Annotated in this window: 20 protein-coding genes and 1 tRNA gene; 5 read left to right on the top strand and 16 right to left on the bottom strand. The window is 69.5% G+C overall.

The features are described 5' to 3' along the window. Positions 1–4: 4 nt before the first annotated feature. Both H4N64_RS21285 and H4N64_RS21290 read right to left on the bottom strand, forming a co-directional pair. Positions 5–460 carry a hypothetical protein gene (locus H4N64_RS21285; protein WP_186283990.1) on the bottom strand — a complete coding sequence of 152 codons (456 nt, stop codon included), beginning with the start codon at positions 458–460 and terminating at the stop codon, positions 5–7. Between the two features lie 205 nt (positions 461–665). Next, positions 666–1,802 (bottom strand): ABC transporter ATP-binding protein, encoded by a 1,137-nt coding sequence (locus H4N64_RS21290; RefSeq protein ID WP_186283991.1) that lies wholly within the window; start codon positions 1,800–1,802, stop codon positions 666–668. A 206-nt stretch (positions 1,803–2,008) separates the two neighbouring features. Here H4N64_RS21290 and H4N64_RS21295 point away from each other — a divergent pair. Further along, positions 2,009–2,082: transfer RNA gene (locus tag H4N64_RS21295), tRNA-Thr, on the top strand. A 77-nt stretch (positions 2,083–2,159) separates the two neighbouring features. Here H4N64_RS21295 and H4N64_RS21300 read toward each other — a convergent pair. The 14 genes from H4N64_RS21300 to H4N64_RS21365 all read right to left on the bottom strand — a co-directional run bounded on the left by H4N64_RS21300 (position 2,160) and on the right by H4N64_RS21365 (position 12,185). Beyond that, positions 2,160–3,299, bottom strand: coding sequence for a tyrosine-type recombinase/integrase (locus H4N64_RS21300; RefSeq protein ID WP_186283992.1), 1,140 nt, complete (start codon positions 3,297–3,299; stop codon positions 2,160–2,162). After that, positions 3,299–3,499 (bottom strand): helix-turn-helix domain-containing protein, encoded by a 201-nt coding sequence (locus H4N64_RS21305; RefSeq protein ID WP_186283993.1) that lies wholly within the window; start codon positions 3,497–3,499, stop codon positions 3,299–3,301. Before H4N64_RS21305 ends, H4N64_RS21300 begins: the two co-directional genes overlap by 1 nt. Before the next feature lie 182 nt (positions 3,500–3,681). After that, a complete protein-coding gene (locus H4N64_RS21310; protein ID WP_186283994.1) occupies positions 3,682–4,827 on the bottom strand; it encodes a DUF3631 domain-containing protein in 1,146 nt (381 codons plus the stop codon). Further along, positions 4,824–5,243, bottom strand: a complete 420-nt coding sequence (locus tag H4N64_RS21315) for a hypothetical protein (RefSeq protein ID WP_222109224.1) — start codon at positions 5,241–5,243, stop codon at positions 4,824–4,826. Before H4N64_RS21315 ends, H4N64_RS21310 begins: the two co-directional genes overlap by 4 nt. After that, the gene (locus H4N64_RS21320) at positions 5,240–6,145 is read right to left on the bottom strand and encodes a bifunctional DNA primase/polymerase (protein WP_186283995.1); all 906 of its coding nucleotides are present in this window, start codon (positions 6,143–6,145) and stop codon (positions 5,240–5,242) included. The genes H4N64_RS21315 and H4N64_RS21320 overlap by 4 nt, the downstream gene beginning before the upstream one ends. A gap of 87 nt (positions 6,146–6,232) precedes the next feature. Further along, the gene (locus H4N64_RS21325) at positions 6,233–6,784 is read right to left on the bottom strand and encodes a hypothetical protein (protein ID WP_336246746.1); all 552 of its coding nucleotides are present in this window, start codon (positions 6,782–6,784) and stop codon (positions 6,233–6,235) included. Positions 6,785–6,808: 24 nt separating this feature from the next. After that, positions 6,809–7,123: a hypothetical protein gene (locus H4N64_RS21330; RefSeq protein ID WP_186283996.1), complete on the bottom strand. Its 315-nt coding sequence runs from the start codon at positions 7,121–7,123 to the stop codon at positions 6,809–6,811. A gap of 204 nt (positions 7,124–7,327) precedes the next feature. Next, positions 7,328–9,442, bottom strand: a complete 2,115-nt coding sequence (locus H4N64_RS21335; protein ID WP_186283997.1) for a P-loop NTPase family protein — start codon at positions 9,440–9,442, stop codon at positions 7,328–7,330. A 115-nt stretch (positions 9,443–9,557) separates the two neighbouring features. After that, on the bottom strand, positions 9,558–10,115 hold the full coding sequence (locus tag H4N64_RS21340) for a hypothetical protein (RefSeq protein WP_186283998.1): 558 nt from the start codon (positions 10,113–10,115) through the stop codon (positions 9,558–9,560). A gap of 30 nt (positions 10,116–10,145) precedes the next feature. Further along, positions 10,146–10,541 carry an RRQRL motif-containing zinc-binding protein gene (locus H4N64_RS21345; protein WP_186283999.1) on the bottom strand — a complete coding sequence of 132 codons (396 nt, stop codon included), beginning with the start codon at positions 10,539–10,541 and terminating at the stop codon, positions 10,146–10,148. Then, positions 10,541–11,386 carry a DUF2637 domain-containing protein gene (locus H4N64_RS21350; protein ID WP_186284000.1) on the bottom strand — a complete coding sequence of 282 codons (846 nt, stop codon included), beginning with the start codon at positions 11,384–11,386 and terminating at the stop codon, positions 10,541–10,543. The genes H4N64_RS21345 and H4N64_RS21350 overlap by 1 nt, the downstream gene beginning before the upstream one ends. After that, positions 11,383–11,667, bottom strand: a complete 285-nt coding sequence (locus tag H4N64_RS21355; RefSeq protein WP_186284001.1) for a hypothetical protein — start codon at positions 11,665–11,667, stop codon at positions 11,383–11,385. The genes H4N64_RS21350 and H4N64_RS21355 overlap by 4 nt, the downstream gene beginning before the upstream one ends. After that, entirely contained in the window at positions 11,664–11,933 is a 270-nt protein-coding gene (locus H4N64_RS21360) for a DUF6284 family protein (protein WP_186284002.1), read from the bottom strand. Before H4N64_RS21360 ends, H4N64_RS21355 begins: the two co-directional genes overlap by 4 nt. 90 nt (positions 11,934–12,023) lie before the next feature. After that, complete coding sequence (locus tag H4N64_RS21365) at positions 12,024–12,185, bottom strand: hypothetical protein (RefSeq protein WP_186284003.1); 162 nt, start codon at positions 12,183–12,185, stop codon at positions 12,024–12,026. Positions 12,186–12,603: 418 nt separating this feature from the next. Here H4N64_RS21365 and H4N64_RS21370 point away from each other — a divergent pair, with 418 nt between their 5' ends. From H4N64_RS21370 to H4N64_RS21385, 4 genes are all read left to right on the top strand, one after another. Beyond that, a complete protein-coding gene (locus H4N64_RS21370; RefSeq protein ID WP_186284004.1) occupies positions 12,604–13,407 on the top strand; it encodes a UTRA domain-containing protein in 804 nt (267 codons plus the stop codon). Beyond that, on the top strand, positions 13,404–14,069 hold the full coding sequence (locus H4N64_RS21375) for an ElyC/SanA/YdcF family protein (protein ID WP_186284005.1): 666 nt from the start codon (positions 13,404–13,406) through the stop codon (positions 14,067–14,069). The genes H4N64_RS21370 and H4N64_RS21375 overlap by 4 nt, the downstream gene beginning before the upstream one ends. A gap of 216 nt (positions 14,070–14,285) precedes the next feature. Then, positions 14,286–14,873 (top strand): DUF6082 family protein, encoded by a 588-nt coding sequence (locus tag H4N64_RS21380; RefSeq protein WP_186284006.1) that lies wholly within the window; start codon positions 14,286–14,288, stop codon positions 14,871–14,873. A 376-nt stretch (positions 14,874–15,249) separates the two neighbouring features. Beyond that, entirely contained in the window at positions 15,250–16,671 is a 1,422-nt protein-coding gene (locus tag H4N64_RS21385; protein WP_186284007.1) for a VMAP-C domain-containing protein, read from the top strand. Positions 16,672–16,690 lie beyond the last annotated feature (19 nt).

The following is a 16,690-nucleotide window of genomic DNA, read 5'->3' on the forward strand; positions in this document are numbered from 1 at the left end:
GGGGTCAGCTGTGCGCAGCCGCCACGCCTGTGGCGAAGGCTGTGTCGCAGACCGGGCGGGAGTACGACTGGGCGCGGGTCGGGCCGTAGACGCGGACCGCGGCTCGGCCGAGGGCACGGGCGATGGAGGCGCAGTGCTTGGCGAGCGACGGGCGCCCGTTGACGGCCTGCTGGAGGTGGGTGAGCGCGACGCCCGGGTCCTTGCGCGTCAGCTCGGCGATGAGCTGGTCGCGCAGCACGTCCTGCGGGGCGGGGGAGACGGAGCCGGGCTCGGCGTCCGACACCGACACGTCCGATGCCGTGAGCACCGAGTTCGAGGGGTTCCCCGACCAGTCGACCCGGGTGACCGCGAGGGTCCCGGAGAGCACCAGGACGACGGGCAGGACGAGGGCGAGGGAGCGGCCGATCCGGCGGGCGGGGCCCCGGCCGCGACGCGTCTGTTGGTTAGTGGAGTGCTTCACGCGAGTGAGGGTAGCGCCCGGTAATGATTTGGCGACATTTAGTCACCGGTTCGGGGGATGAAGTGGTGACCCTTCTTGGGTAGAGGGTTGACGCTCACTGATCGAAATGAGCGATATGCCGGGGTATTTGTCGACAGCGAGAAGGGCCCCGCAGCGGTCTGCGGGGCCCTTCTCGTCAACCTGGGCGTTTCACCCGGTTCATGCCTCAGTCGGTGAGACGCTCACCCGTGGAGGTCGAGAACACGTGGGTCTCGCCCGGACGCGGCACGACGTGCAGCGTGGCGCCCTTCTCCGGCACCGAGCGGCCGCTGACCCGGACGACCAGGTCCTTCAGCTCGTCGCCGACCTTGGCGCTGCCGTAGACGTAACCGTCGGCGCCGAGCTCCTCGACGACGTTGACGGAGACCGCGAGACCGGCCGGGGCGTCCTCGGTGTCCTTGGACAGGGCGGAGGCTGCGCCGCCGTTCTGCTCGACGATGTCGAAGTGCTCGGGGCGGACGCCGACGGTGACCGTGCGGTCACCCTTGTCGGCGGCGGCCTTCAGGGCGTCACGGTTGACCGGGACGACGCTGTTGCCGAACTTCACACCGCCGTCGGTGATCGGGACCTCGACCAGGTTCATGGCGGGGGAGCCGATGAAGCCGGCGACGAAGAGGTTGGCCGGGCGGTCGTACATGTTGCGCGGGGAGTCGACCTGCTGGAGCAGACCGTCCTTGAGGACCGCCACACGGTCGCCCATCGTCATGGCCTCGACCTGGTCGTGGGTGACGTAGACCGTGGTGATGCCGAGACGGCGCTGGAGCGAGGCGATCTGCGTACGGGTCGAGACACGGAGCTTGGCGTCGAGGTTCGACAGCGGCTCGTCCATGAGGAAGACCTGCGGCTCACGCACGATCGCACGGCCCATCGCCACACGCTGGCGCTGACCACCGGAGAGGGCCTTCGGCTTGCGGCCGAGGTACTCGGTGAGGTCGAGGATCTTCGCCGCGTCCTCGACCTTCTGGCGGATCTCCGCCTTCGGCACACCGGCGATCTTGAGCGCGAAGCCCATGTTGTCGGCGACCGTCATGTGCGGGTAGAGCGCGTAGTTCTGGAACACCATGGCGATGTCCCGGTCCTTCGGCGGCAGGTGGGTCACGTCACGGTCGCCGATGCGGATGGCGCCGGAGTTGACGTCCTCGAGCCCCGCCAGCATGCGGAGCGAGGTGGACTTGCCGCAGCCGGACGGGCCGACCAGAACGAGGAACTCTCCGTCCTCGATCTCGATGTCGAGCGCGTCCACGGCGGGCTTCTCGGAACCCGGGTAGATCCGGGTCGCCTTGTCGAACGAAACAGTGGCCATGGTGAATGGGCCCCCTTCTACCGGCAGGAACGTGCCGGACGATCCGTTGTAGGAAGGTGGTGGTGTAGTCCATGCGAGTGGACTGACCTCGGACGGTACCTGGCGTTCACCTGGTCTGTCAGTACCCGGACTCCTGTGAACTTCGCGGAAATTTTCGACAGGGGCACTCCGGGTCCTGGGTACACTGCACGGGCACGTACGTGCACGCCTCCTTAGCTCAGCTGGTCAGAGCGCCGCTCTTGTAAAGCGAAGGTCGTCGGTTCGAATCCGACAGGGGGCTCTTGCTCTACCTGGGCCAACGCCCCCGCGATCGTGGATCACGGGGGCGTTGACGGCAGTTCTTGACGGCAGTCCCCGCTAACGGCGCCGTCTGAGCAGGCGGTCCATGTGGCCCATGGCCTCCCGTCGATCGCCGTCGCTCACGTGCGTGTAGACGTTCATCGTCACGGCGATCTGGGAGTGACCGAGGATCTCCATCACGGTGCGGGGCGCGACTCCGGCCGCGAACAGCAGGGAGGCGCAGCCGTGGCGGGTGTCGTGCAGACGCACCTGAGGCAGGCCTGCCGCCTCCGAGATGCGCAGGAACGACCGGTAGAGGTTCCGGGGCTCGATCGGCCGGCCGCTGCGAGTCGTGAACACGTGATCGCTCTCGTGCCACTTCTCACCAGCCGCCGCGCGCCGGTCGGCCTGCCGCAGGCGCTGCCACCGGAGGGGTGCCACGCACATCTGTGGAATCGGGATCACCCGCGCGCGTCGGTTCTTCGTGGTGTCGAGGTACAACTCATTGCCGCCTCGATGCAGAGTGGTCCGGACGGTCAGGGTGCGGCGGTCGAGGTCGACGTCGCGCCATTGCAGCCCGAGGATTTCACCGCGTCGCAGACCCAGGGCCACCGCGAGGACGAACGCCGTGTAGAGCGGATCAGACCGGGCCTCTTCCAGGAAGGTCAGAGTCTCCTCCAGCGACCAGGGGCGTAGCTCACGCGGCTCGACCCGAGGCGCAGGAACCAACTGAACGACGTTCCGGCCGATCAGTTCATCACGGCAAGCAGCCGTGATGGCCGTGCGCAGCACGCGGTGCGCTTCCTTCGCGGTTGCGGCCGATGCCTGCACCGTGACTTTCGAGAGCATCTGGCGCACGTTCGCCGTGGTGAGCGACTCCAGCCGCCGACTGCCCAGCAGGGGCACGAGGTAGAGCCGCACGTGCATTTCGTACTTGATGTACGTCGTCCGCTTCCGGTTGGGCCGGATGTACTCCTCCAGCCAGTACGGCAGCCACTCGGAGAGCTTGGCCGACCGCGAGGGCGTCGGGATTCCCTGCCGATCGCGACGCACGAGTTCCTGCCGCTTCTCGTCGCACTCATCCCAGGTGGCGCCGTAGACCGTCTTGCGCTTACGGGTGCCGTCGGGCTGGGGAACGTAGACGCGCGCCTCGAAACGCCCGTCCTTGCGCTGCCAGATGCTGCCAGCGCCGTTGGGGTTCCTCTTGCGGGTTGTCATCAGGCTGCGTTCTCCTCCAGTCGGCTGTGCATGTAGTGGCGTACGGCGTCGACCGGGATGCGGCGGGCCCGGCCGGATGTGTAGCTCGGGAGCTGCTTCGATCGGATGAGGTCGTAGACCTTGCTGCGGCTGAGGCGCAGCGCGGTCATGACTTCCGGAACGGTGAGGGCTTGGGGTTCTGTCGGGACGACGGTGAGCACGTCGGAACCTCCGTGGAAGCGGGACCTGTCCGGGCCCCTTCTGAGGGCCGCTACTTCCGCTACCGCCGCTACCGCGCAGGTCAGGGGCCTGTTCGGGGTAGCGGGAAGGGGTAGCGGTAGCGGATGAGTAGCGGCGGGGTAGCGGCTCGCGGCGGCGGTTGCCGCTACCCCGTTATGGCTGGTCAGACCGTGTTTTCGGTGCCCGGTAGCGGAGGTAGCGGACTTTCCGGGGGTGGGGGGCAGTAGCGGGCCCACGCGTCCCGGAGATCGGCGGCGTAGTAGCCCTTGAGGACGCTCCCGGCGGTCTTGATGTTGCGGGAGGCGATGGGCTCGTTGTCGGCCGTCATGTACTCCGCGAGCATCTTTGACAGGCGCCGGTTGTCGAGCGGCTTGCCGTGCAGGTCCGCCCATGGGGCGTCGTCGAGGGCGTTGAGCCGGTCGAGGATGGCGACGGTGGGCAGGCGGTCGATGCCGACCATGACGTGGTCGCGCAGGTCGGTCAGCAGCCGGACCCCCAGGCTGCCCTTGTCGTTGGCCTTGGACGCGGTCACCAGCGTCACGCATGCCTCGCGTGCCCGCTCGGGCCATGCGCCTCCGGCCGCGTCCGCCACGGCGAGCAGGGGTTCCCACACGTCTGCCGGACGGTCGGTGACCCCGTCGGGCATGTCGGGCCAGGCTCCCATGACGAACCCGCGGGCGTGTTCGGCCCATTGGGCGAGCCGGTCACGGATCTTGTGCCCCTCCGCCTCGTGGATGCGGGCCCGGAAGGGTTCGATGTGTTCGTTGCGGGCCCGTCGGCGCATGCGGATGATGACCGAACGGGTCATGATCGTGTCGGGCAGGTGGCCGAGTCCGGCGACCGCGACCCCGGCGAACGAGGGGAAGGCCTGGACGGTTTGGTTGCCGTTGTCGCCGATGCACCGGTAAGTGACGCCTGTGCGGCGGTGTCCGGCGTTGAGGAACCCGCGCAGTTCCTCGTTGTCGCTTGCCTTGGGCCCGAAGACCGTGTCGATTTCGTCGAACAGGATCGTCGGCCGCCCGCTGGGGTTGGACACGGACCGGAACAGGGCGGCGGCGGAGGCGTTGACGGCTGTCATGGGCTGGGGAACGAGGGTCTCCACGATCTCCAGCGCGCGGGACTTCCCCGACCCCGGCTCGGGAGACAGGAACGCCAGACGCGGGGTCGAGTCGAAGCAGTCGAGCAGGTGAGCGTGGGCGTCCCACAGCGCCACGGCGACGTAGGCGGCTTCGTGCGGGAAGACGTTGAAGCGGCGGTGGAAGGCTTCCACGTCGTCGAGCAGCGCGGCCCCGTCGATGGTGGGGGTCATGCGGCGGTCCTCTCTACGGTGAGCGTGGGGGGCGCTCCGGTGCAGACGGCTTTGTGGGCCCCGTACTCGGAGACCAGGGCGGCGACGGTGCGGGGCCCGGTGGCGGTGCCGGTCTGCCCGCAGGGGCAGGCGTAGGCGGCGGTGGGGGTGTCGCCGTGGCGCTTGGACCAGCGGGCGCCGTCGTCGTGGTCGCGGTAGACCGGCGGGGCGTAGATGCGGATGCCGGGCAGCTCCTGCGTCGGGTTGCTGACGTCGCCGGTCTGCGCGTTGGGGCGAAGAGCTGAAAGGACGCCCTTGCGGGCGGCGCCCTTCGGCTCGCCCACGGCCGCCAGAGGCGCGGGCCGGTCGGCGGCGTGCGGATGGTTGGGGGTGGGGGTTTGGCCTTTACCTGCGGGGCGGGGCATGGGGGAGGTCATGCCGTCTCCCGGGGCCAGGCGGTGCGGATGGAGTAGTCCAGCGCCTTGCGGATGGTGGCGCGGCACTCGGCCGGCGGCAGTCCCGCCGACTCGCCCCCGCAGGTAAACGCCGCTTCCACGGTGGCGCGGTCGAGGTCGCCCCAGGCCACGAACCGGCCTACCGCTCGTACGGCGCGCAGGAGTTGTGCCTGGCGTCCGCCTTCGGGGGTGGACGCGACTGCCGCCACCTCGCGTTCCAGGGCCACGGCCGCGTACCGGCTGGTGTCCCGGGCAGGCGCGGGCGGGATCGGCGCCGTGGCGGGCTTCTGCGGGGCCGTCAGCGCCGTGTGGAGCCATGCGGGCAGGTCCGCAACCGGGGAGCCGTCCAGGACCGTGTACGGCCCTTGCGGGGTCGTGCTGCCCGGGGCGACGACCTGTCCGCCCCACGCACGGGTGTCGATGAGCGGGGCGAGGGTTCCGGCCGTGTTGGCGAGCCGCACGCCGGGCGGGGCGGTGAAGTACAGGTGTTCTCCGCCGCTGGGGGTCCGCACCCGGTAGGTGGTGGGGACGGTCTGTCCGGCGCGCTCGCAGAGCGCCTGGAAGGTCGCCGCGCCGCCAGGCGCGTCCGAACTGCTCTTGTCCTTGGGCACGTCGAGGTCGACGACGACCAGTCCGGCGGGGCCGGTGGCGATGCCGACATTGAACGGGGCCCGTGTCCAGGCGGCTTGGATGCGGTCGGGGTTGGTGGTGGCGCGCTGCTCGAAGGTGCGGTGCCCGTCGGCACAGTCGCCGGTGCCGGGGCAGTGGCGTTCGCCGTGCAGGGCGGGGACTTTGCTGCCAGGGCGCAGCGGGATGACGGGCCAGCCGCGCGCGGCGGGGTCCAGCGCTGCGCGCAGCAGCGTGGAACGGGGGTCATGGGTCATGCTGGATGTCTCCAGTTCCTTGGATGGTGCTGGCTGGACAAGGGCGACCCCGACTTCTTGGCGGAATGGGGGTCGCCCTTGGCGTAGCTAGGCGTCGGGGTGGTCAGCGCAGTTGCAGTCCTGCTCCGGCCACTGGCAGTTGGGGCAGCGGCCGTCCGCGATGAGTGCGGCCCGCTGCTGCTGGTGCTGCCAAGCGGCGTACTGTCGGCGGATGTAGGCGCGCGGGTCGCAGGTCACGCCGGGCTCGTCCATGTCGAGCAGGAACACGGCCGCCGCTTCCGCCGTCTCGGTGGCGTCGCCGTGCGGGTCGTGGGGTTCGTCGAGCAGGGCGATGCGGTCCAGCAGGGCCGCTTTGCGCAGGTAGAACTCCCGGTCCAGCGCCGTGAAGCACTGGGCATCGGCGAGGAAGCGCGCCGTCCAGCCGATCTCACTGTTGATGCTGGGGGCGTTCGCGTACGCCTGCTCGGGGGTGGGCCAGTCCTGCGGGGCGGGGCGGTGGTCGGCGGTGAGGTAGAGGCGGGTGCGTTTGCCGTCACGGGTCGGGTACCGGCGGACCTCACCGGTCGTGAAGGTGGTGGTCAGTGCGGTGGTGACGCGGTCGGTGTCGGCGGGGTCGCAGATGACGCGGATCTCGAACACGGTTCTCCTGCCGGTGGTGGGCGGCTACTTGAAGCGGGCGCGGTTGAGGGTGATGCCGCCGACCCCGATGGGTCCGGCGGCGGTGGCGATGACGGTGACGGCGTGGGCGGTGGCGTCCAGCAGCGCGCACAGCGCGACGACCAGTCCCCAGCCACCCATGGCGGCGGCCCCGGCGACGCCGACCGCGATCAGGATGCGGCGCCACGGCACGCCGCTCGGGTCGGTGGTGTGGACGACGATGACGACGGGGGCGCCTGTGTCCTGGGCGCGTCGCCAGTGGTCGGCGGGGATGTGCGGGGCGAGGTTTCCCGGCGGGTTGCCGGGCGGATGGGCGTGCATGCGGAATCCCTTCACGGAGTGGTTCAGGGAGGCGGGACACCCCCTTGCCGGGGGGCGCGTGGAGGGGGTCTCAGGGGTGCTGACCTGCGGTCCTCCCTGCCTCCCTGAGCGATCATTCGCGCAGGTCAAGGCCAGGGAGGCGGGCCAGGGAGGGGGTCAGGGAGTTCTCCCTGCCTCCCTGACCCGGGCGGGGATGCCTCCCTGTCACTCGGAGGCGGAAGCGGAACCCTCGGTGTCGCGGTTGGCCAGAGCGCGGCCGAGCCGGTCGCGGCCGACGACCATGACGCCGTCGGACTTGTAGGGCTCAGCTCCGGTGCCGTCGAGGACGCGCTTGAGGTCGAGGAACGACCAGCCGCCGTAGGCGTCCGTGCTCAGCATCGCCAGCCGGTTGATGACCTCCTGAGTGCGCAGACGTGCCGCGTCTCCGAGGACGCTCGCGATGTCCGCCAGCGGGTCACGCTCCTCGCCCCGCTCGATGACATGCAGCGTCGTGACCCCGTCGCGCAGCGCCTTCGCACGGCCAGCGATCGTCTTGGCATCGTCGGTGCTGATGTAGTGCGTGCGCACCGTGATGGACGCCTGCCCGGCGGGGATGTCGATGCCGTCGGAAGCGACGACCACGGTTCCCTTGTCCAGGCCCGGACGCAGCAGGTTCGGCGCCGCGCCGCCGTCAACGGCCTTGTCCCCGAGTGCCATACGGGCCTGCGACTCCGTACCGAGGGCGAGGGAGGCCCGGGTGTGGGCGCCCTCGCGGACCAGCTTGGGAAGGTTCTGGTCGGTGGGGTCCTGGGTGCCCTGCCAGAGCAGGACGTTGACCGCACGGCCCTGGTTGTGGATTTTGCGGGCGGCCATGAAGTACCGGGAGGTGGACGACGAGCCGCCGTAGGGGCGCTTGTCCTCGCCCTTGACCGGGCACATGAACGCCATCTGCGCCTCGTCCACGATCACGATCAGCGCCGGGAACTCGGTCCCGGGCGGCGCCTGGAGGCGGCGGTTCATCTCCTCGACCGCGTCTTCCAGCATCTCGGTGACCTGGATGACGTGGTCGTCGGTGGGGCCCTGGATGAGCCGGGTGGCCAGACCGTCGAACATGGCCCAGTCGCCCACGCCCTTGAGGTCCCCGAGCCAGAACTCGACCGACCGGTCTAGCGCCAGCCACAGCGCGAGCGAGCGCAGGGCGGCGGTCTTGCCCTGGTTGGACAGGCCCGTGATGAGCAGGTGGCGCTGATACACGCTCAGGGCGGCTGCGTCGCCGCGCAGGTCCTGGCCCCACGGGGCCTTGCCCTTGGCGTAGTCGGCGGTCAGGGATTCGTCGGTGACCAGCAGGGACGGGCCGATCGGCTCGTCCAGCGCGCCCGAGTCGGCGATCCACAGTCGGACCGTGCGGGCGGCTTGCGGGATGGTGATGAACACCTCGTGCTCGTGCCGGGTGAGGTTCTCCGCCAGCTTGCGGCGCCGCTTCTGTACCTCGATGGTCGACACCCCCGAGGGCAGGGTGACGTCGACCTCGACCCCGCATCCGGCGATCGTGATCGGTCCGAGCATGGAGGCGCCCGCGTCGCCCATCTCCTTGATGGCGCTGCGCAACGGCGCGATCCCCAGGTCCCGCAGCGCCTTGACCACGATCGACGGGGTGATGGGCTCGCCTTCACCGGAGCGGACGTTGGCGGGCAGTGCCCAGGCGGGTGCGGCCTGCTGCTTGCGGCCGACCGTCCACAGCGCGAGCAGGGCGAGGAACGGGCCGAGGGTGATAGCCGGGCCCCACACCACAGAGACGATGGTGATGAGCAAGGCAATGAACTTGATGACCGCCAAGAGCGGGGTGATGACGTCGGTGACGTCCTCGTTCGCTATGGCCAGCGCGATGCCGAGGGCGAGAAGGCCGCCGATGCCTATCCCGACGCCGGCGGCGGCGCCCTTGGCCGCGTCGATGGGGGAGGTGAGCAGGTCCATGCGGCGGCGGTGCCTTGCTTCGCGGAAGTGCTGCAAGCGCTCTTCCCACTCTCCGGCCAGTTCCATGTTTCCCGCCGCTTCCGCCGCACGGATGAACCGCTCGTAGCGGGCACCGGTACGGCCGTCCCACGCGCGTCGGCCCACGATCCGCGCGCCTCCGGCCACGTAGAGGCTGTGCCGGGCCACCGCGCGGACGGTGGTCTTGGTGTGCTCGTGGGTGACGGCCGCCTTGACGATGCGGCCGGAGCGCACCCACAACGGCACGGGCGCGGCCGGAGTGTCCGAGACGACGGTCAGCGTCGTGACGGACGCGTCCTGAGCAGGTGGTTCGGGGGTCTTGTGGAGGTGTACGACGTTCTCACTCATGCTGGGGTTCTCCTGAACTGCCCCCGATCGGGGGCGGGATGACTGGGAGGGTGCCGGGGTGGCGGGTCCGAGCAGGGATGGCCACCCCGGCACGCGGGCCGTACAGGTGCGGGGGTCAGGCGGCGGTGGCGCCGGGGATGAGCTGGTCGGCGAGGTACTCGCGGCCGTAGGCCTCGTACTCGTCCTGCTGCACCATGCGGTCGTATCCGCGGCGCTGTCGGCGCGAGCGGCGCTCGATGCCGAGTCCCTCGCGCACGGCGCTCACGTATTCGTCGGCGACGTCTTTGCGGCTGAACTGCATGCAGTGCACCAGCTCATGGACGATGATCCGGGCGAACTCCGAGGGGGCGGGCAGGTGGTTGACGTTGACGATGACCAGGGCGCTGCCGTCGGGGCGGGGGATGGCGCAGGCGTGGGCATCGCGGGCGGTCTGCTTGCCCCGCCCCTCCGCACGGCGGACCACGCTGCGGCCGAGGCTGCCCGCCAGGGCGAGGTGGGCGGCGGCCACGCATTCGGCCATGCCCCGCTCGCTGGTCAGGATCACCTCGACGTCGGGCATGCTGCCGGGCACCGCCCGATGGACGACCTTCACGGCCTGCTCGGTCAGCCGCTTGGAGGTGCGCAGCGTGGCCCCGTAGCCGGGGATCTTGTGCGTGCGGACGGTGGTCTTCACACAGGTCTCCGATGCTGAAGTCACCGCAGCTCACGCAGCGGCGGCGGGGGTGTCGGGGGTGTCGGGGTAGGCGCACAGCACGCACATGCCGAGCGAGGTCGGCAGGCAGTAGCCGTAGGTGATCTGGCACTTGGGGCAGGTGCGGCGGGCGTGCATCGCCAGCGCCAGAGCGCCCCACTTGCGCGAGGTCATCGGCCGGACCGGCAGGGCCAGGTCGACGCGGTAGAAGTAGGCCACCCGTGCCGTGCCAGTCCGCCGGTTGATCCGCATGACCTGCGCCGCAATCGGCTGACCACCGGGGCGCAGGCCCTGAGCCCGTAACTGGCGGCGGGTGGCGTAGCCGTCCGGGGCCAGCTTCCAGGGGTAGGTGGGGATGCCGTAGCGGGCGCCGGACGGGTCGAAGCACTTGCCCCACGCGGCGGACATCAGGCGGCCGCCTCAGCGCGCTCGGCAAGGATCGTGTCCCGCAGCATGCGCGCGTTCGCGGGGGACGTGCGAACCGCACGGCGGATGCCCTCGGCAGTCACCTTGGCGTCCGGCCAATCGGCCGTGGCCGTACGCGCCTCCGCAAGGAGCTCCGCCTCGGTCCGCCTGGGTCGGGGCGACTTCGCTGCGTCCGGGACACGGCCGGTTGCCCGGCGGGGCGGGGTCGATTCTGAGGCCAGCGCGCGCCGCTCGATCGAGGCGACCGCAACCGGGTCGACGGTGACCGGGTCGGGCACCCGCTCCACCTGCGCCGTGATCGGCGCGGGGGTCGATTCGGGCAGGTCAGCCATAGACCGATTTCTCTCGGTCTCGGTAGATTCATCCGCATTCGCGCTCAGGGTCGGGATCGGGGCGGGGCGGTGGTGCAGCACCTTGGCGACCAGATCCGATCCGAAGTAGATCGACCCGACCGGCAGCGAGGTTGCCAGCAGCACCAGAGCCCAGTTCGCCGGATCCCAGTCGGCCAGCCGGGCCCAGTCGACCCCACGGTCGTGCAGCTCGGGAACCAGCCCGTGCACGTAGTTCAGGGCCAGGGAAGCGAGGGTGTAGGTGCCGAGCACCCGCAGCGCGAACTTCCGTGCGTCATCGGTCAGTACGAGGGTGGCGACCAGGGCCAGCGCCATCAGTCCGTCGACCACGAACGGGTAGAGGGTGGCGGCGGTGTCGTCCGCGCCGACCGCGTTCGCGATGTCCCGCAGCGCGTTCCACGAGACCCGGAACGCCATGGCGACTACCGCGACCAGCGCCAGCACGAGAGCGGTGCGGCCCTTTCGGTGCAGGTTCATGCCGAACCCCCGTCCTCGCTCCACGGGGTGTAGGAGACGGGCCGTTCCGCCGTCCAGGAATACAGCGACTCGGCAGCGGGGGCGATGTCGTGGCCCTTGTTCAGCACGGCCGCGAGGATGACCAGCGCATCCCGCGTCCGAAGCTGCAACAGCGTGGCGTAGGCGCGTTCGTCCGCGTCGGTCACGCCCGGCAGCGGGACGTCGAGGGCGTCATGGACCGCCCGCAGCAGCATCACGGCCGCCTCGGGGAGGGAGTCCAGGCGTACGGTCTGGGTGTTCATGCAGCACCGCCCGGCAGGCTCGCGCCAGCGGTGCGATTGGCCAGCGCCATGCGCTCGGCCAGCACCCGGCGGCAGGCCCGGCGGATGCGCTGGGCGTCGACCTCGGTCCGCGTGCGGTCCAGCGTGATGATCTGCGCGTCCAACAGGTCAACGTCCGCCAGGATCGCGGGCATCTCCAGCTCGATCGCGTCCAGCTCCGCATCCGTCGGCTCGATCCAGTCGGCGAACGCGGTAACAACGTCCTGAACAGTCACGATGGGGTTCATAGGGTCGTGTTTCCTCTCAGCGTGGAACGGCCCGAACAGCGCCCCGGAGTTGCAGCTCCGGGGGCGCGCGCCGTTGCGGGGGTCGGTGGGTCAGCCGCGCTTGGGCTTGCGGCCGTAAGTGGCGTCCAGCTCCGCCGTGACGTCCTTGGTCTTGCACTTGCCGGACACGATGCGGTCGTAGACCTGCTGGCCCTTCTTGACGTTCTCCGGGCTGGTCAGGTCGGACGACTGCTGCGTCTTCTTGCCGAACATGCGGACTCCTGACGGGTCGTAGGTGATGGGCCCGGCCGCTGGTCGCGGCCCCGGCTCCCCTCGGCGCTGCACGTACGGGACGTGCAGCGGAGGCAACCGGCCCACAGAAACCGCTGTGGGGGTCGGATGCGCTGAACTCGCGCGAAGGGACAGAACCCGCGCACGCCACCCGCTTGCTTGCGGAGGTGGGGTGGTCAACCTCGACACTCTGTTGAGTTCTCAAGCAACACCCAGCAAGGGCCCACGGCGAACCACGAGCTATCCCGAACCGGCAAGGCGCTGAAGGCAGCCCGAAGAAGGGGCCTTCCGTCGCTGTCCTAGGACTGCGACGACCTGAAATGAGAATGCACCGCAGTCCTAGGACTGTCAATAGTCCTAGGACTGTGTGCTTCACTTGAGTCGTCGAGAGGAGCTCCGCGTGGCACCGAAAGCGCCAAAGTGGCGGGAACTGGCCGACCGGTTCGCCGAGCAGATCAGGAACGGCGACCTGGCCCCTGGCAAGCAGCTTCCGCAGATCCGGGAACTCGTGGACGCGGGCGAGGGGTCCAAGGAGACCGTCCATCGCGCCTATAAAGCCCTGGAAGCCGAAGGACTGGTCACGATGACCCGTGGCCACGGCACCGTGGTGCGCCCCAAATCACCGCTCAAGCGGTTGGGTATCGCCCGGTACGACAAGGCCAAGTGGCGCGACGGTGACGAGGTCGCGTTCATTGCTGACCGGGTGGCGTCCGGCCGCTCGTACCGCCGGAACGAGCAGACCCAGACCGTCAGCCGAGTGAAGGCGCCGGCGGCCGTGGCGGCGGCCCACGGATTGCCTGAGGGGGCCGATGTGTACGCGCGGGCGCGCCTGGTGAAGGAGGGCTCACAGCCGACCCACACCCTGACCAGCTACTACCGGCCCGAACACGTCGAGGGAACGCGCATCGTCGACCCGACCCCGGGCCCTGCCGGTCGCGGCGGCGGGTTCCGGGTCCTGTATGACGCCGGGTACGAAATCGACCACATGACGGAGGAGCTATTCGCGCGCGTACCGACGACGGAAGAGACCCAGCTTCTCCAGCTAACGCCGGGTGAATGGGTGGTGGAGTTGCACCGCACCACCTACACAGAGGATGGGACCGTGGTTGAGTTCGCCATCGGGGTGCACGCGGCGACGCGGTTCGCGTGGTCGTATGACTTCAAGGTGCCGGACTCGGCGAAGACGGAGGGCGAGAGCAAGTGATCCCGGCTCAAGCGTGGGCGGACGCACAGCGGCTCTGGGACTTCCAGCAGATGGGGCACGAGCCGCGCCCGTGCTCCGTCGCCATCGGTCTCGGCAGTCACGACCTGGGGGTGGCCGACACCACGGCGGACCTCTACCACCAGGGCATGGCCCCGCTCATTGTCTTCACCGGGGCGACCAGCCGCACGACGCGTGAGCGGATGCCACGCGGCGAAGCCGAGCACTACCGCGACCGCGCGATGGAGCTGGGGGTTCCCAAGCACGTCATCCTCGTCGAGCCGAACGCGAGGAACACGGGCGAGAACATCCGCTTCTCCCGCGCGCTCCTCGAAGAGCGGCACGTGCCCGTCACGTCCGCCCTCCTGGTCAGCAAGCCCTACGAGGAACGGCGCGCGTATGCGACAGCCTGCAAGATGTGGCCCGGCGTCGAATGGGTGTGCGCGTCCACCCCGATGACGTTCCCTGACTACGTCGACTCGATCGGGGACGCGCGTCTCGTCGTCGACATGCTGGTCGGTGCCCAACAGCGGCTCATGGTCTACCCCCGGCAGGGGTTCATGATCGAGCAGGAGATTCCCGACGGCATCAAGGCCGCGTACGAGCGTCTTTGCGACCACGGATTCACGAGCCGACTCGTGCCGGAGACGGTGGAACGTTCCTGATGGGGCCCGCTCCGGTCCGTCTCGGTTGGCCTCGCTGGGCACTTACTGCACCAGCAGCCTCACGCTTGCGCATCGCCCGCCCGGTTCTTGCTCCGGCCTCCTCTTGTCGACCCCCACGCCCGTCCTCAAGATGGAAAGCAGGTTCTGGACGGGGGAAGCATGATGGCGACTACCTCAGTTCGACAGGTGAAGCGCCTCACTTGGATTCTGATTGGTTTGGCCACCACCCTCGTCATAGCCCTGACCCCCTTGGTGCTCCAGGCAGTAGCTCCTGCGAGCAAGGATTGGGAACGGCTCAGTGACATCAGTCAGACGTACGGCGCCTTATCGGTTCTGTTCTCGGCTGCTGCTCTGGTTGGGGTGGCCGCCTCTTTGGCGTATCAGGCCCGCCAGACCGAGATCGCAAACGACGAAGCGCAGCGCGCCTCGCATCGCGAACTCGTCCTAGCGGCAATCAATGACGCTGACCTCGTAGTTTGCTATGAGCCCGGGCCTCTGAGGGTGTCGCTACGGACACGGAGGCAGCTCTGGTTTTCTAACCTCATCGTTCACCACTGGTTTGCCGACTACCGGCTGAAGCGGATCAATGACGACATCTTGCGGGTGCTCCTCACAGACCACTTCAAAGGGGAAGCCGCGCGGAGACATTGGGATTCGTACGGTGATGCGTGGCGCCGGTACGTAGCGGCCTCGGGAGAACGCCGCGCGGTCCGATTCGCGGTGTTGGTTGACGAGGTGTACGCAACGGCGGTTGCCGAAGGGCCCCCGACCCCTTCCAGGGCCTACCTCGCCCCTCCGAGCTAGTAGCGACCGTGGTTCAGCCGTCTGTGGGACCCTCCTGTGGCTTGGGTCGGCAGCCAGCGACCTCTCACTGACGATGCACCGGATCCGACGGCAGTGCTTGACGGCAACGTCGGCGCACGTTGCCGTACCTGGGGAAACGGCCGTGCACCCTGTCCGGCTGGCAGTCGAGTCGCACGCCTGGCCGGTAGACCGCTGGTGGGAACTTGTAAAGCGAAGGTCGTCGGTTCGAATCCGACAGGGGGCTCTCCTTTCCTCTGCCATGGCCCCCTCCTCGGCCGTACCCTGGTCGGCACAACGGAACCGCGCCGGCTGGGGAGGTCACGGGGTGAGAGGGCGCAGTCCGGAACGGGTCCGCAATGAGCTTCGAGTAGCCATCGTGGACGCGCTTCAGGAGTCGGCGACGGTGAAACAGACGAGCAGCCGCGAGTTATGGCGGGACATGCTCGCCGATGAGCTGGGCGCGCCGGTGGAGCCGTTCGGCGGCGACCGGGTGCGGCCCTGGCTGCTCCAGCTCGTCAAGGCGTGTACCGCCGTCGAGTACGGCGCGGCCTGTCTGGTGCGGTCGCTGGAGTACGTGGAACAGCAGTCGGCCTCGGTCGCCGCGTTATGGCCGCTCGTGGACGAGTGGGAGGCCGTCGACTTCTTCAGCGGCGCCGACCTCGCCCATCTGCGGCCGGTCCTGGAGTCGCTGCGCCCCGCCGAGCTGGCCTCCATGGCCCGGCGGGCGAGCCGCTCCCGGGTGCAGGAGCTGCCGTACTGGTGCCAGACGGGCTGGCAGGTCTTCCTCCGGCTGGCCGGTGAGAACTCCCCGGCCGACGAGCTCCCGCCGAGCATGGCCTTCCTGGCGCTGTCCGCCGACCGGCTGATGGAGGAGGGGGGCGCGGAGGCCGCCGAGGAACTGCGCCGCTTCAACCGTGGGCGGGCCCAGGAGCTGCGGGTGGAGGAGCGGCTCGCCGAGTGGCAGCACTCGGAGTTTCCGCAACCCCCGCCTTCACTGGTGCCGGCCTACCTCATGATCCAGTTCGAGCCGGACCGGAACGAGGCCGACCGCTACTACCTCTCGCACTGGCGCCAGTCCGACTCCGAGGGCTGGCACCCGGTGCGCGGCGAGACCGTCCATCTGTGCCGGGCGGAGCTGCCGGGCGCCGTGGAGCGGCTGATCGAGGAGTCCGAGGCGCGCTGGGCGGATCTGCGCCAGCCGGTGATCCTGGAGTTCGTGCTCCCCTGGGAGCTGCTCAACGAGCCGGTGGAGTGGTGGGCGAAGGAGTCCGACCACCCCGAGCCGACCCCGCTGGCCATGGACTACCCGGTGTTCGTGCGTTCGTTCGAACGGCTCCAGCGTGCCGCCTGGCATCGCGCCTGGCATCACAAGTGGCGGCAGTTGAAGGAGCGCCCCGCGGACAGTCATCCGCATTGGGGACGTCCGGCGCCGGACGGGGCGTACTTCTTCCATCTGGAGCGGGAGCTGAAGGAGGACCGGCAGGCCGTGTGCCTGGTGCTCAGCGAGCCGCCGGGCGACGACTCGGGCACCGGGCGCCGGGAGGTGCTCGCCGGGCTGCGGGCCGGGGTGCCCGCGATGATCTGGCACCGCACGGACTGCTCCGACTCCGACTTCCAGGACGCGATCGGCGAGATCCTCCAGGACCGTGGACTCGGCTCCCTGGCGGAGAGCGTCGGCAAATGGCGCAACGACGCGCTCGCCCTCGGCCCCGAGGGCTGGGACGGGCACGTGGGCCGCCATCTGGCCATCCTGCTGGACGACCCCGAGCGCAAGCCGGGCCCCACGGGACCGGTGTAGCGGCGATGACTTCGCAGAG

Origin of the sequence: Streptomyces cupreus, from assembly GCF_014257025.1 — a bacterium.
Lineage (GTDB): Bacteria > Actinomycetota > Actinomycetes > Streptomycetales > Streptomycetaceae > Streptomyces > Streptomyces cupreus.

Coding starts and splice junctions, on each gene's coding strand:
- H4N64_RS21290 (WP_186283991.1), bottom strand. CDS start 1,802: ATGGCCACTGTTTCGTTCGACAAGGCGACCCGGATCTACCCGGGTTCC.
- H4N64_RS21300 (WP_186283992.1), bottom strand. CDS start 3,299: ATGACAACCCGCAAGAGGAACCCCAACGGCGCTGGCAGCATCTGGCAG.
- H4N64_RS21310 (WP_186283994.1), bottom strand. CDS start 4,827: ATGACCCCCACCATCGACGGGGCCGCGCTGCTCGACGACGTGGAAGCC.
- H4N64_RS21315 (WP_222109224.1), bottom strand. CDS start 5,243: ATGACCTCCCCCATGCCCCGCCCCGCAGGTAAAGGCCAAACCCCCACC.
- H4N64_RS21320 (WP_186283995.1), bottom strand. CDS start 6,145: ATGACCCATGACCCCCGTTCCACGCTGCTGCGCGCAGCGCTGGACCCC.
- H4N64_RS21330 (WP_186283996.1), bottom strand. CDS start 7,123: ATGCACGCCCATCCGCCCGGCAACCCGCCGGGAAACCTCGCCCCGCAC.
- H4N64_RS21335 (WP_186283997.1), bottom strand. CDS start 9,442: ATGAGTGAGAACGTCGTACACCTCCACAAGACCCCCGAACCACCTGCT.
- H4N64_RS21345 (WP_186283999.1), bottom strand. CDS start 10,541: ATGTCCGCCGCGTGGGGCAAGTGCTTCGACCCGTCCGGCGCCCGCTAC.
- H4N64_RS21350 (WP_186284000.1), bottom strand. CDS start 11,386: ATGAACCTGCACCGAAAGGGCCGCACCGCTCTCGTGCTGGCGCTGGTC.
- H4N64_RS21355 (WP_186284001.1), bottom strand. CDS start 11,667: ATGAACACCCAGACCGTACGCCTGGACTCCCTCCCCGAGGCGGCCGTG.
- H4N64_RS21360 (WP_186284002.1), bottom strand. CDS start 11,933: ATGAACCCCATCGTGACTGTTCAGGACGTTGTTACCGCGTTCGCCGAC.
- H4N64_RS21365 (WP_186284003.1), bottom strand. CDS start 12,185: ATGTTCGGCAAGAAGACGCAGCAGTCGTCCGACCTGACCAGCCCGGAG.